This window comes from Amycolatopsis oliviviridis (assembly GCF_014654365.1).
GTDB classification, from domain to species: Bacteria; Actinomycetota; Actinomycetes; order Mycobacteriales; family Pseudonocardiaceae; genus Amycolatopsis; species Amycolatopsis oliviviridis.
The window spans coordinates 1-12386 of the sequence record NZ_BNAY01000012.1 but is presented as its reverse complement, the minus strand read 5'-3'; the positions used below and the strand labels follow the sequence as shown (position 1 = coordinate 12386).

Genomic DNA, 12386 nt, shown 5'->3' with positions numbered 1-12386 from the left:
CAAGGGGTGCTCCAGACGGATCTACAAGAACATGGGGAAGGGGTTCAGCCGGTCGTACGGGGTCGGTTCGGCGAGCCTGCCCAAGCGCACCGGCACGTCGAACAGCCGCCCGGGGGCGAAGCGGCTCCAGAACGGCCGCAGCCCCGGAACGACCACCCTGACCACCGGAAGATCGATGTCGGGCCTGGTCTGATCCAGCACGAGCGTCTCCATTCCCAGCGCGGAAAGCTTGCGTACCAAGCATTCCACGTCGTCCCGCACGTCGGGCCGCCGGACGAACTTGAAGTCCGCGGCCCGTTTCGCCGAGCGTCCTGGCGCCGGCAGCAGATACGGCTGATTCGCGACCGTGGCGTGCCGGAGCCACTGCGCCGCGTCGGGATCGTCGAGTTCGACGTCGTTCGCGAGCACCGCCGGGATCATCTGGTTGAGCTCGCTGACCGCCCTCCGCAGCGCCGTCCTGGGATCCAGGTGGGCGCCGAAACCCATCATGACGTTCTCGCGCGGCCCGGCGATACTCCTGGACAGCGCGACCATCACCGGGACACCGAGATCCGCGGTCAGGTCGAGGACCCACAGTTCCCGGCCCGTCCGCGCGTACTGGCCGACCATCTCCTCGGCCCACGGGTCGTCGAACGACGCGATGTCGACGCCGGGGACGGGAAGCCGGTTGTACCACCACATCGCGACGGCGTCGCGTTCGACGAGTTCGAGCAGTCCCTGCAGGACGGCGTCCTCGATGCTGCTCCCGGCCGCGCAGCCGTTGGAGTCCGCGCGCATACCCCTGATCCCGCACTCCGGCGGCACCCCGTAGTAGAGGTACGCCGTCGGCATCAGCTTCCGGCGCTGCTGCGAAAGCGACCACAACGGCGTCCAGTCGACGGCGGCCTCGTCGTCGAACCGTTCGGGGACGTGCTGGAAGATTGCGTGCCTGGCGTTCCACTCGTCGCGGTTTTCGTACTGGCGCTCGTCGAAGAGCATGCACGAGTTCGGGTGGACCGCGTCCGCGCCGAGCGCGCGGAAGGTGTCGCGGATCCGCAGTTCGTCGCCCTGGTAGTTGGCCGAGAACCGTTCGATCGCCTCGCACAGCGCGCCGACCTCGGCGTCGATCGGGCTGGCGCCCTTGCCGCCGTTGTCCCCGCGCAGCCCGGCCTGCAGCCCCGCCTCACCGCGCACGCGGCGCGCGACGTTCAGCCCGGAGCGATACGCGTTCACGAACGCCGGCGCCCTCGGGTCGCGGGCGATCTCCTTGACGATGCCGGTGACCGGGCTGACCAGGTGGCCGTAGCGGTCGAGCACCTCGACCGGGGTGAGCGTCCGGTGCCCGCCCCCGCCCGACGTCGCCTTCTTCGCCTCGCACAGCACGACCGGCTCGGCCGTCCGCGCGGCGACGATCCCTTCGTCACCGCATTCCGGGCACTGCGGGCGACGCCGCAGTTCGTGCAGCCGCCCCTGCAGGTCGAGGGTGTCCAGGATCCACACCGCCTGCTGCCCCGGATAGCGGTGTCCCGCCAGCCATTTGGACGCTTCGAGCGAGATCAGGTGCGACGCGGCCGCGGTCAGCGGCGGCACGGCGGGGATCGGGAACGAGGCGGGACCGTCGTGCCCGAGGACCTCCTGCACGCAGGCCTCCGCGTGCCGGTGCCCCCACAGCCGGTTGGTCAGGCAGTGCCAGCAGCCGGACCGACCGGGCTGCATGATCGGGCCGATCCACACCTGCGAACCCGACGGCCTGGCCAGCAGCCACGGCCGCCCGGTGCGCCGGTGCTCGGCGTCGATCTCCGCCAGCCTCGGGTCGAGGTAGTCGTCGCACAGCACGATGGCCAGTTCGGAGGCGGTCTCGACCACTTCGATGCCGCTCGCGACGAGCGCGTTCTCCACCTGCGAGGTGTCCACGCCGCGGCCGATCGCGGTCAGGCTCGCCGTCGCCGGCTTCTGACGGCACGCCACCGCCGACGCGTCGAGCCCGCACGCGTCCCAGTACGCGAGCGCGCGTTCGTCGCCGCTGAGCTCGTCCGGGACCCGGACGGTGACCAGACCCGCTTCGACCAGCCTGGCCAGGACGCCGGTGACCTGTTCGGCGCTCATCCCCTCGGGGCAGGCGGACAGGAGACCGTCGAGGTCACGGGTGCCGTCGAGCAGGGCCGCGACCGAGGCGACCTGTGCGCCGCGCATCGCGATGACGCCCTGTTCGGAGAACAGATAGGCGCCGTTGCCCTCACTGATCTCCGCCCGCAGATGCCGTTTGAATCCCAGACCACCGCTGATCGAGCCGGACCCGTTCGACACTGCCTCGCGCATGGGAACCCCCGTAGGTCGGTGCGGTCCCCGAATCCTGCTGCGCGGAGCCGGGTACCGGCCAGTGCGCGATTCACGGGTCGGACATGAAAAACCCATGTTTTTCCGGGACGCACGCACGCGGGACCTGGTGGACGGCTCACTGGCCCGGTGCCCCGGCGCTCTGTCACTGTCGACGCACTGGGAAATCAGGTCACGACGCGTATCGAGCTGGAGGGCGCTTGCGATGTACCCCGGATCACGAGTAGCGGACACGCGGCACGGCTCGGAACCCAACCCGATCCCGGCCCCCTCCGCAAGTCCCCTCCGCTTCACCCTTCTCGGCCCGCTCGAACTCGTGCGGGACGGGATCGACTACGCGCCGACGACGCCGAAGCTGCTGCAGGTGCTCGCCATGCTGGTGATGAGCCCGGGGAAGATCGTGCACATCGACACGATCGTCCAGGAACTGTGGGCCAGCGACCCGCCGCGCAGCGTCCGCACCACGATGCACACCTACGTCTACCAGCTGCGCCGGTGCATCGACGAGAACGACCTCGCCCCGTACGGCGAGACCATGCTGGCGACGAAGCCGCCGGGGTACGTGTTCCGGATCGCGCCGGAGCAGGTGGACGTCTTCGAGTTCCAGACGCTGCAGAAGCAGGGCCGGGAGCTGCAACTGCGGGGCGAGCCCGCCGAGGCGGCGAAGGCCTTCCGGGCCGCGCTCGACCTGTGGTCCGGGCCGCCGCTGGCGAACGTCCACTGTGGACCGGTGCTGTCGGCGTACGCGGTCGACCTCGTCGAACAGCGGCGCAGCACCCTGCACCTGCGGATCGAGGCGGACATCGCGGCCGGGATGCGGCACGAGCTGATCGGCGAACTGCGGTCGCTGGTCACCGCGAACCCGCTGGACGAGGCCCTGCACGGCCAGCTGATCCGCGTACTCGGCCGCAGCGGGCGCCGATCCGACGCGCTCGCGACCTACCGCCAGGTGCGGTCGAGGCTCAACAATGAACTGGGCGTCGAGCCCTGCGACGAACTGCAGGTCCTGCACCACGACCTGCTGTCCGAGGGCGAACCCGCGTGAAACCCACCGCTGCCACGGGAAACGAAAGTGAGGATCGGCGGATGAGCCGTACTTATGGACAGTTCTGCGGTCTGGCCCGCGCGCTGGAGATCATCGGCGAACGCTGGTCGCTGCTGATCGTCCGTGACCTCGTCCTCGGCCCGAAGCGGTTCACCGAACTGCAGGCGGGCCTGCCCAAGATCCCGGCGAGCACGCTGTCCGCGCGGCTCAACGAACTCGAACAGTCCGGTGTACTCCGCCGCCGCCTGCTCCCCCAGCTCGACGCCGCCGTCGTCTACGAGCTCACCGAGTACGGCGGCGAACTCGACCAGATCGTGCTGGACCTCGGTCTCTGGGGCGCGCGGTCGCTCGGGCGGCCGTCACCCGAGGACGTCTTCACCCTGGACGCGGCGATCCTCTCGCTGTACACGACCTTCCAGAGCGAGCGGGCCAAGGGCATCCAGGCCACCTACGAACTGCACTACCCGGGCGGGATGGTCCTGCACGCGATCGTCGAGGACGGCGCGCTCAAGGTCGCGGACGGCGCGCATCCCGGCGCCGACGCGATCATCGAACCGCTGGGCCCGTACATCAAGGACCTGCTCAGCGGGGAGCTCACCGCCGACGACGCCTTGCGGACCGGCAAGGTCCGCGTCGAAGGCGACGTCGAGTACCTGACGCTGTTCACGGAGCTGTTCCACATTCCCGCCGCGCCCCAGGCGACCCACGGAATCGTCGTCCGTTGATCCATCCGGCGTAGTTTCCCGCAGGTCAGATCAGCAATCCGGAGTAAAGGAATCGGCCGGTCCGCGAGCTATCGTCAGGATCCGTCACCGGCCGGTCTTTCGCCCAAGGAGCCCTTCATGGCCGCACTCGATCCCCACCGTCCCGGCCTGCTCGCCTCGCTCAACGGGAAATACCATCGCGCGGCACTCAACATCTTCGCCCTCGTCGTACTGGCTCACTGGGCCGAACACCTGGTGCAGGCGTTCCAGATCTACGCCCTGGGCTGGAAGACCGCGGACGCCCGCGGCGTGCTGGGCATCCCGTTCCCCAAGCTGATCAGCTCCGAATGGCTGCACTACGGCTACGCGATCGTCATGCTGGTCTTCCTGTTCGCCCTGCGCAAGGGCTTTGCCGGCCGCTCGCGGCAGTGGTGGAACCTGGCGCTCGGCCTGCAGTTCTGGCACCACATCGAGCATCTGCTCCTGCTGATCCAGGCGCAGACCGGCTGGCGGCTCGGCGGCGGCACCGCGCCGAGCAGCATCATCCAGCTGTTCATCCCGCGCGTCGAGCTGCACCTGTTCTACAACACGATCGTCACCATCCCGATGATCATCGCGATGATCGTGCACCGGAAGGCCTCCGCCGTCGAACGGCAGCTGACCGGCTGCACGTGCTCGCCCGAAAGCCGGCGTGAGCTGGCCACCGCGGCATCGTGACCCGGAGGCTCTTCGCGCTCCTGGCCCTGGTGGCCGCCTGGCTGGGGGTCGCGGTGTTCGCCGCGGCCCCGGCCTCGGCCCATGTGGAACTCCTCAACTCGAATCCCGCCGACGGCGCCCGGCTGACCTCGGCGCCCGCCCAGATCTCGATCACCCTGTCGGAGAACATCGGCATCCAGCCGAACTCGATCAAGGTCGTCGATCAGCAGGGCACGGACGTCGTCACCGGGCCGGTGTTCCAGCCCGGTGACATCGCCGAGCAGGTCGCCGTCAAACTCGAACCCGATCTTCCCGACGGCAGCTACCTCGTCGAGTACGCCTTCGTCTCGACGGACTCGCATCCGGTGCGCGGCACGCTCGCGTTCGTGATCGGCACCGGTCCCCTGATCACCTCGGCGGGCGCGGTGTCCGCCTCGACCGGCACCGATCCGGTGACCGACGCGTTGTTCACCACCTTCCGCTGGGGTTCGTTCCTCGGCGTCGCGCTGCTCGGCGGGCTGGTGTTCCTGCTGGTCTGCCGTCCCGGCGGCCGGACCGACCCAGCGGCGCGGAGGCAGCTCACCGCGGGCCTGTGGCTCTCCGGGGTCACGGCCGTGGCCGGGTTCCTGCTGCAAGGCCCGTACGTCGCGGGCCGCGGCGCGGGCTCGGTCTTCGATCCGGCGCTGATCGAGGCGACCCTGCGGGTGGCGTACGGGAAGCTCCTGCTCCTGCGCCTGGCCGCGATCGTCGCGCTCGCCGTGCTCGTGCGGCGGCTGCTGGCGGACGGCCTGCCGGACCGGCTGCGGTCGCGGTACGAGAACCTCGGCATCGCGGCCGGGTTCATCGTGATGCTGAGTTTCTCCGCGACCGGGCACGCGGTGGCCGACAAGATCATGTTCCTCTCGGTCAGCGCCGACCTCGCGCATTTCGGCGCGATGGCCGTCTGGGTGGGCGGGCTGATCCAGCTGGCCGTGCTCCTGCGCGGCAGATACCCGGCGGACGAGGCCGAACCGGCGCTGGCGCGGTTCCACCCGATCGCCACCTGGTCGATCGTGGTCATGGTGGTCAGCGGGGCTTACCTGGGCTTCCGGCTCGTCCCGTCGGTGGAGGCGCTCTGGACGTCGGCCTACGGCATCGTCTTCGTGCTGAAGCTGACCGGGTTCGCCGCGTTGCTGCTGGTGGCGAACATGAGCCGCACCGCGGTGCGCCGCGGGATCTCCGGCCGCGGCGGCACCGGCGTCGTAACCGCCGACCTGCGGAAACTGCGGGTCAGCGTCGGGGTCGAGGTGCTGATCGTGGCCGTGGTGCTCGCGCTGGCCGCGGCGCTGTCCTCGATGTCCCCGACCGGCTGATCAGCGTTCGACCGGCTCTTCCGGCGGGGCGAACGGACCCCAGGTGAAGGCCCGGAGCCACGGCTCGGGATCGCCCAGCCAGTCCATGGCGGCGATCTGGGCCGGGCTCCGGCGCCCGGCGAGCGACCGGTACACGTCCACCGGCGCGCCCGAGAGCACCGCGGCGATCGGCTCGGTGCCGGCGATCCAGGTCGCGCCCTCGATCTCGATCCGCATCCCGGGCAGCCCGTGGTTGCCCAGCGAGGCGCCGAGGCCACTGACGAGCACTTCGAAACCCCGCAGCCAGGCGGCGTGCGCCTCGGGCGGCGGAGCGCCGAGCGCGTACCGGAGATCGAGTTCGTGGGTGAAGGCGTCCATCACCATGATGTCGCCGCGGCTCTTGCCTTCGCCGTCGGCGGCGAGCAGCGCGTCGGCCTCGGGTCCGCGTTCGGTCCACAGCCGCAGCAGTTCGGCGACCGGCGCCGTCTCCGGGACCGGGCAGGCCTCGCCGCCGAAACGGGTGATCACCCGGTCGCAGATCTCGGTCAGATGCGCGAGCAGATCTCGGACGGTCCACTGTGGACAGGCCGGGACGGTCCGCTCCCCCGCGCCCGCGTGATCGGTGAGCAAGATCGTGATGTTCTCTCTGACCTGCCGGTATCCTTCGGCCGCGGTCGCCGTATTCCAGCCAGGGACCCGAATTCGGCTGCTCGTCACGCGGCCACCTCCACTAGGGGTGAAACAATGGTCGTCCATTCTCCCACCGCTGGAAGGATGCCCCTTCTTCTCGTGTGCGCCCGACCGTTCGGCGCAAAGATCACCCACCCGTGACGCGTGTCCTCGCGGCTTCAGGCACACTGGACGGGAAAGCCCCGTGCCGCAAGGAACTCTGCCGTTCCAACAAAGCGCTCACCGGTGACGGATCGCCCACTGTGGAGGTGACCAATGGAAATGCCCGGCTTCGATCTGGCGTGGCGTGGCTTCAACCGCGCGCAGGTCCGGGAATTCGTTCGCGAGGTGGAGGCCGAGCTACGACGAGTCGCCGCCGAACGCGACGAGGCGATCCGGCGCGGGCAGGCGCTCGCCGCCAGGCTCACCGCGGCGCAAGAGGAAAATCGCGAACTGAAGAACAGCGTCGACCGGATCAGCCGGGTGCCGATCGCGCCGGACGCGCTGCAGGAGCGGTCGCGCCGGATGCTCGAACTCACCCGTGAAGAAGCCGCCGACATCACCGCGCGTGCCGCCGAGGAGGCCGCCGAAGCCGAGGCGGAACGCAAGCGGATCGCCGAAGACTTCGAGCGCGCCATGACGCTGCGCCGCGCGGAGGCGATGCGCGCACTCGCCGCCCGGGACGAAGCCTCGCAGGCGAGGGCGCGGAAAGTGCTCGAAGACGCCGCCGAACAGGGCGAGCGCCTGGTCGCCGAAGCGCGGCAGAAGGCCGACGTAGCCCTCAGCCTGCGCGACGACGTGCTGAAACAGCTGGTCGGCTGCCGCGAACTGCTCACCGAAGCCGGAACGGTCCTGGCGATCACCGCGGAACCGGAAGTGCCCGTTCAGCGCCGGAGCAGGCCCGAGGCCCGCACCGGCACCGAAGCGGCCGCCACCTAGGCGTCATCGCCCGAGGAATACACCACCGGCCGGATCTCCATCGCGTTGATGTGCGCGTCCGGGACCTGGCCCGCGATCTCGATCGCGCGCTCCTTGCTGTCGCATTCCACCAGGTAGAAGCCGGCCAGATACTCCTTCGACTCCGCGAACGGGCCGTCGGTGACCACCGGGACGCCGTCACGCACCCGGACCACCGTGCTCTCCTTCGGCTCCCCCAGCGCCTGCGTCCCCAGCAGTTCGCCGCTCTCGGTGAGCTTCTGCATGAAAGGGTCGATGCGGGCGACCACCTCGTCGCGCTCCTTCTCGGGGAGGGCGTCCCAGGCGGCGGGGTTCATCGTGATCATGATCATGTACTTCATCGGTGTTCCTCCTGGTCATCCGGCCGGTGCCCGGCCGCTCACGCAGGAGTCGGAGCCGCCGGATCGTCCTCGACATCCTGGCACCCACGATTTTCACCCGCCCGGGGCGGATACGTGGGGAGGGTATAGTGAGCAGCGGCAGGGAACGACGAGAGAGCGGGTGCGGGATGACGGGATACGGCAGCGAGCGGGAGGCCTACCTCAAGCGCCTGCGCCGGATCGAGGGGCAGATCCGCGGGTTGCAGCGGATGGTCGAAGAGGACAAGTACTGCATCGACATCCTGACCCAGGTGTCCGCGGCCACGAAGGCGCTCCAGTCGTTCTCCCTCGAACTGCTGGACGAGCACCTCGCCACCTGTGTGGTGCAGGCCGCCGCCGCGGGCGGTGAAGAGGCCGACCTCAAGGTCCGGGAGGCATCCGACGCCATCGCCCGGCTGGTCCGTTCCTGATCCGTTCCTGATCAAGCGACGCCGCGGAACCTCCGCAGGCGCAGGCTGTTGGTGACGACGAAGACCGACGAGAACGCCATCGCGGCCCCGGCGATCATGGGGTTGAGCAGGCCGAGCGCGGCCAGCGGCAGCGCGGCGACGTTGTAGGCGAACGCCCAGAACAGGTTGCCCTTGATCGTGCCGAGCGTGCGGCGCGAGAGCCGGATGGCGTCCACGGCCGCGCGCAGGTCACCGCGCACCAGCGTCAGGTCACCGGCCTCGATCGCGGCGTCCGTTCCCGTCCCCATCGAGAGGCCGAGGTCGGCCTGCGCGAGCGCGGCCGCGTCGTTGACGCCGTCGCCGACCATGGCGACCACGCGGCCCTGCTCCTGCAACCGCTTGACGACGTCGACCTTGCCGGCGGGCAGCACCTCCGCGACGACCTCGTCGATCCCGACTTCGGCGGCGACCGCGTTCGCGGATCCCGCGTTGTCACCGGTCAGCAGGACCGGCCGCAGCCCGAGCGCCTTCAGTTCGGCGACGGCCTTGGCCGACGTCGGCTTGACCGTGTCGGCGACGACGACCACACCCCGCGTCTCGCCGTCCCAGGCGACGACGACAGCGGTCGCGCCGCGGTTCTCGGCGGCCGCCTTGACCTGGGAGAACGTGTCGCCGACGGTGATGCCGTGCTGGTCGAGGAGGGCGGGCCGTCCGGCCAGCACGGTCTTGCCCTCGACCTCTCCGACGACACCCAGGCCCTCGGCGTTGCGGAACCCCTCGACCGGCGGCAGCTCACCTAGCTGTTCCTCGGCGGCCGTGACGATCGCGCGGGCGATCGGATGCTCCGAGGCGTGCTCGACGGCCGCGGCGAGCCGGAGGACCTCGCTGTCGCCATGGAGATCGGTGAGGCTCATCTTCCCGGCGGTCACCGTGCCGGTCTTGTCCAGGACGACGGTGTCGACCTGGCGAGTGGACTCGAGCACCTCGGGCCCCTTGATGAGGATGCCCAGTTGCGCGCCGCGGCCGGTGCCGACCAGCAGCGCCGTCGGCGTGGCCAGGCCGAGCGCGCACGGGCAGGCGATGATCAGGACCGCGACGGCGGCGGTGAAGGCGGCGTCGGCGCCGCTGCTCGCCCCGAGCCAGAAGCCGAGCGTGCCGACCGCGAGCGCGATCACCACGGGGACGAATACGGCCGACACCCGGTCGGCGAGCCGCTGGACGCGCGCCTTGCCGTTCTGCGCGTCCTCGACCAGCCGCGCCATCTGCGCGAGCTGGGTGTCGGCGCCGACCCGGGTCGCACGGACGACGAGCCTGCCGCCGGCGTTGACCGTCCCGCCGACGACGGTGTCGCCGGCGGACACCTCGACCGGGACGGACTCACCCGTCAGCATGCTGAGGTCGACCGCGGATCCGCCGTCCGTCACGACCCCGTCGGTGGCGATCTTCTCGCCCGGCCGCACAACGAAGTCGTCGCCGGTCTTCAGCTGGCCGATCGGCACGCGGCTCTCCACGCCGTCCTTGAGGAGAGCGACGTCCTTCGCGCCGAGTTCGAGCAGCGCCCGCAGCGCGGCACCGGAGCGGCGCTTGGAGCGCGCCTCGAAGTAGCGGCCCGCGAGGAGGAAGGTGGTCACTCCGGCGGCGACCTCCAGGTAGAGGTTGCCCGCGCCGGAGCCGCGCTCCATGGTCAGCGCGAAGCCGTGCCGCATCCCGGGTACCCCGGCGGTGCCGAACAGCAGCGCGTACAACGACCAGAGCGTGGCGGCGGCGACGCCGAGTGAGATCAGGGTGTCCATGGTGGCGGCGCCATGGCGGAGATTCGTCCAGGCGGGGCGGTGGAACGGCCACGCACCCCACGTGACGACCGGCGCGGCCAGGACCAGCGAGACCCACTGCCAGTAGGTGAACTGCCAGGCCGGGACCATCGCCAGCACGATCACCGGCACGGCGAGCACGGCCGAGACCAGAAGACGCGTCCGGAGCGAGCCGGTCTGGTCAGTGTCCTCGTCCGCGTCGGGTTTCGGCGGCTGGGCGGTGTAGCCCGCGGACTCGACGACGCCGACGAGGTCCTCGACCGAGACCGCCGCGGGGAAGTCGACCTGCGCCTTCTCGGTGGCGTAATTGACCGTGGCGGAGACGCCGTCGACCTTGTTCAGCTTGCGTTCGACCCGCGCGGCACACGACGCGCAGGTCATCCCGCCGATGGCCAGTTCGACGCGCTGGGATGTCCCGACGCTCACGGCGTGCCTCCCGTGTGCCCCTCGTGATGCCCTTCGTGCGTGCTGGCCGGCGCGGTCGGGGCCGGCGGAGGAGGCTCATCCACCGGCCCGACGGCGGACCCGATCGCCCAGGCGACGACGAACACCGCGACCAGGGCCGCGGCGAACGCCGACACCTTGACGGCGGTGCTCACGAGACGAGCTGGTAACCGGCCTCGGTGACGGCCGCGTCCACGATCTGGACATCGAGCGCGGTGTCGCTGGTGATGGTTACCTTGCCGCTGGCGACGTCCACGTTCACGGCACTGACGCCCGCGATCCCGCTGACCTCCTCGGTGACGGAGGAGGCGCAGTGCCCGCAGGACATGCCCTTGACGGTGTAGGTGGTTTCGGCCATCGGTACGAACTCCTCTACAGGACAAACGAAGCGATCATTACTTTTATACCCCATGGGGGTAGGGGTGTGCACTGAGGGTGCGGGCACACTGCGGAAATGAGGAAGATCTCCGCCATCGGCATCGGCGCCGGCGACCCGGAACACCTGACCGTCCAGGCCGTCCGGCGGCTGAACGAGGCCGATGTGTTCTTCGTGCTCGACAAGGGTTCAGAGAAGCAGGACCTGGTGGGACTGCGCCAGGAGATCCTCGACCGGTTCGTCGAACGGCCCGGCTACCGCGTCGTGCGGGCACCGGACCCCGAACGCGACCGTACCCCTGACGACTACCGGAAGGCCGTCGCCGACTGGCACCGGCTCCGCACCGACGTCTACGAGAGCATGATCGCTTCGCTCGGTCCCGATGAGCGGGGCGCGTTCCTGGTGTGGGGTGACCCGGCGCTCTACGACTCGACTCTGACGCTGCTGGACGCCGTGCTCGCCAGGGGGAACGTCGAGTTCGAGTACGACGTCGTCCCCGGGGTCAGCAGTGTGGCCGCGCTGACGTCACGGCACCGGACCACCATGAACCAGATCGGCCGTCCGGTACTCGTCACGACCGGCCGTCGCCTGGAGGCCGGCTGGCCCGCGGACGTCGACGACGTGTTCGTGATGCTGGACGCGCAGTGCACGTTCTCGCGATTCGTGGACACGGGACTGGAGATCTACTGGGGCGCGTACCTCGGGACGCCCGACGAGCTCCTGCGCTCCGGTCCCTTGACCGCCGAGCTCGCCGAGGAGATCCGCACGGTTCGCGCCGCGGCGCGGTCCCGGAAGGGCTGGATCATGGACATCTACCACCTGCGCCGCCCCGCCCCCTCCCGCATTTAGTCCTCTGAATGCATGTGGCGTTTAGTCCTCTAAATGCGGGTAGTCGCGTGCCCTCCACGCGTTTAGTCCTCTGAATGCATGCGGGCATGAAAAAAGGTCTGGGACCTGGGAGAACCTCGAGGGTTCTCGACCAGGTCCCAGACCTTTATCAATGTTAGTCCGGCGGTGTCCTACTCTCCCACAACCCTTCGGTTGCAGTACCATCGGCGCTGTCAGGCTTAGCTTCCGGGTTCGGAATGGGACCGGGCGTTTCCCTGACGCTATAACCACCGAAACACTGTGAAACACTCCCCCACAACCTCACACGAGGGGGTTGTGTGGTGTTTCAGAGCTGTAGAGTGGATGCGTAACATCTTTGTGGGCAAGTCCTCGGCCTATTAGTACCAGTCAACTCGACAACACATTACTGTGCTTCCATT

Annotated in this window: 13 protein-coding genes and 1 rRNA gene; 7 read left to right on the top strand and 7 right to left on the bottom strand. The window is 69.5% G+C overall.

The features are described from left to right. Positions 1–21 precede the first annotated feature (21 nt). Positions 22–2298, bottom strand: a complete 2277-nt coding sequence (locus IE302_RS37535; RefSeq protein ID WP_191259223.1) for a TOMM precursor leader peptide-binding protein — start codon at positions 2296–2298, stop codon at positions 22–24. 223 nt (positions 2299–2521) lie between these two features. Between IE302_RS37535 and IE302_RS37530 the strand changes: the two genes are divergently transcribed. From IE302_RS37530 to IE302_RS37515, 4 genes are all read left to right on the top strand, one after another. Continuing rightward, complete coding sequence (locus tag IE302_RS37530; protein WP_191259222.1) at positions 2522–3361, top strand: AfsR/SARP family transcriptional regulator; 840 nt, start codon at positions 2522–2524, stop codon at positions 3359–3361. A 41-nt stretch (positions 3362–3402) separates the two neighbouring features. Beyond that, the gene (locus tag IE302_RS37525; RefSeq protein ID WP_191259221.1) at positions 3403–4086 is read left to right on the top strand and encodes a winged helix-turn-helix transcriptional regulator; all 684 of its coding nucleotides are present in this window, start codon (positions 3403–3405) and stop codon (positions 4084–4086) included. Between the two features lie 117 nt (positions 4087–4203). Beyond that, positions 4204–4782, top strand: coding sequence for a hypothetical protein (locus IE302_RS37520; protein ID WP_191259220.1), 579 nt, complete (start codon positions 4204–4206; stop codon positions 4780–4782). Next, positions 4779–6113, top strand: a complete 1335-nt coding sequence (locus tag IE302_RS37515) for a copper resistance CopC/CopD family protein (protein WP_191259219.1) — start codon at positions 4779–4781, stop codon at positions 6111–6113. Before IE302_RS37520 ends, IE302_RS37515 begins: the two co-directional genes overlap by 4 nt. On the opposite strand, the gene IE302_RS37510 is transcribed toward IE302_RS37515, so the two are convergent. Next, positions 6114–6722, bottom strand: a complete 609-nt coding sequence (locus IE302_RS37510) for a maleylpyruvate isomerase family mycothiol-dependent enzyme (RefSeq protein ID WP_191259218.1) — start codon at positions 6720–6722, stop codon at positions 6114–6116. Between the two features lie 321 nt (positions 6723–7043). Between IE302_RS37510 and IE302_RS37505 the strand changes: the two genes are divergently transcribed. After that, the gene (locus IE302_RS37505; protein WP_229908206.1) at positions 7044–7700 is read left to right on the top strand and encodes a M protein; all 657 of its coding nucleotides are present in this window, start codon (positions 7044–7046) and stop codon (positions 7698–7700) included. Here the strand turns inward: IE302_RS37505 and IE302_RS37500 are convergent. Then, positions 7697–8059 (bottom strand): YciI family protein, encoded by a 363-nt coding sequence (locus tag IE302_RS37500; RefSeq protein WP_191259216.1) that lies wholly within the window; start codon positions 8057–8059, stop codon positions 7697–7699. The two genes, IE302_RS37505 and IE302_RS37500, sit on opposite strands and share 4 nt — an antisense overlap. A 167-nt stretch (positions 8060–8226) precedes the next feature. Here IE302_RS37500 and IE302_RS37495 point away from each other — a divergent pair, with 167 nt between their 5' ends. Continuing rightward, the gene (locus IE302_RS37495; protein ID WP_009081418.1) at positions 8227–8508 is read left to right on the top strand and encodes a metal-sensitive transcriptional regulator; all 282 of its coding nucleotides are present in this window, start codon (positions 8227–8229) and stop codon (positions 8506–8508) included. Positions 8509–8519: 11 nt separating this feature from the next. Here IE302_RS37495 and IE302_RS37490 read toward each other — a convergent pair whose 3' ends face one another. From IE302_RS37490 to IE302_RS37480, 3 genes are read right to left on the bottom strand one after another with little or no spacing between them, the layout of a single operon-like run. Continuing rightward, positions 8520–10679, bottom strand: coding sequence for a heavy metal translocating P-type ATPase (locus tag IE302_RS37490; RefSeq protein ID WP_229908230.1), 2160 nt, complete (start codon positions 10677–10679; stop codon positions 8520–8522). A 41-nt stretch (positions 10680–10720) separates the two neighbouring features. Further along, positions 10721–10897 (bottom strand): hypothetical protein, encoded by a 177-nt coding sequence (locus IE302_RS37485; RefSeq protein ID WP_191259214.1) that lies wholly within the window; start codon positions 10895–10897, stop codon positions 10721–10723. After that, a complete protein-coding gene (locus IE302_RS37480) occupies positions 10894–11100 on the bottom strand; it encodes a heavy-metal-associated domain-containing protein (protein WP_191259213.1) in 207 nt (68 codons plus the stop codon). Before IE302_RS37480 ends, IE302_RS37485 begins: the two co-directional genes overlap by 4 nt. Before the next feature lie 96 nt (positions 11101–11196). On the opposite strand from IE302_RS37480, the gene cobF reads away from it, so the two are divergent. After that, positions 11197–11967 (top strand): precorrin-6A synthase (deacetylating), encoded by a 771-nt coding sequence (gene cobF / locus IE302_RS37475; protein ID WP_191259212.1) that lies wholly within the window; start codon positions 11197–11199, stop codon positions 11965–11967. A gap of 157 nt (positions 11968–12124) precedes the next feature. Here the strand turns inward: cobF and rrf are convergent. Beyond that, positions 12125–12241 (bottom strand): 5S ribosomal RNA (rrf, locus tag IE302_RS37470). Between the last annotated feature and the right edge of the window lie 145 nt (positions 12242–12386).

Excerpts from the sequence above, each read along its gene's own strand:
- cobF (WP_191259212.1), top strand. The coding sequence starts at position 11,197 with ATGAGGAAGATCTCCGCCATCGGCATCGGCGCCGGCGACCCGGAACAC.
- IE302_RS37505 (WP_229908206.1), top strand. The coding sequence starts at position 7,044 with ATGCCCGGCTTCGATCTGGCGTGGCGTGGCTTCAACCGCGCGCAGGTC.
- IE302_RS37500 (WP_191259216.1), bottom strand. The coding sequence starts at position 8,059 with ATGAAGTACATGATCATGATCACGATGAACCCCGCCGCCTGGGACGCC.
- IE302_RS37520 (WP_191259220.1), top strand. The coding sequence starts at position 4,204 with ATGGCCGCACTCGATCCCCACCGTCCCGGCCTGCTCGCCTCGCTCAAC.
- IE302_RS37525 (WP_191259221.1), top strand. The coding sequence starts at position 3,403 with ATGAGCCGTACTTATGGACAGTTCTGCGGTCTGGCCCGCGCGCTGGAG.
- IE302_RS37495 (WP_009081418.1), top strand. The coding sequence starts at position 8,227 with ATGACGGGATACGGCAGCGAGCGGGAGGCCTACCTCAAGCGCCTGCGC.
- IE302_RS37530 (WP_191259222.1), top strand. The coding sequence starts at position 2,522 with ATGTACCCCGGATCACGAGTAGCGGACACGCGGCACGGCTCGGAACCC.
- IE302_RS37535 (WP_191259223.1), bottom strand. The coding sequence starts at position 2,298 with ATGCGCGAGGCAGTGTCGAACGGGTCCGGCTCGATCAGCGGTGGTCTG.
- IE302_RS37490 (WP_229908230.1), bottom strand. The coding sequence starts at position 10,679 with ATGACCTGCGCGTCGTGTGCCGCGCGGGTCGAACGCAAGCTGAACAAG.
- IE302_RS37480 (WP_191259213.1), bottom strand. The coding sequence starts at position 11,100 with ATGGCCGAAACCACCTACACCGTCAAGGGCATGTCCTGCGGGCACTGC.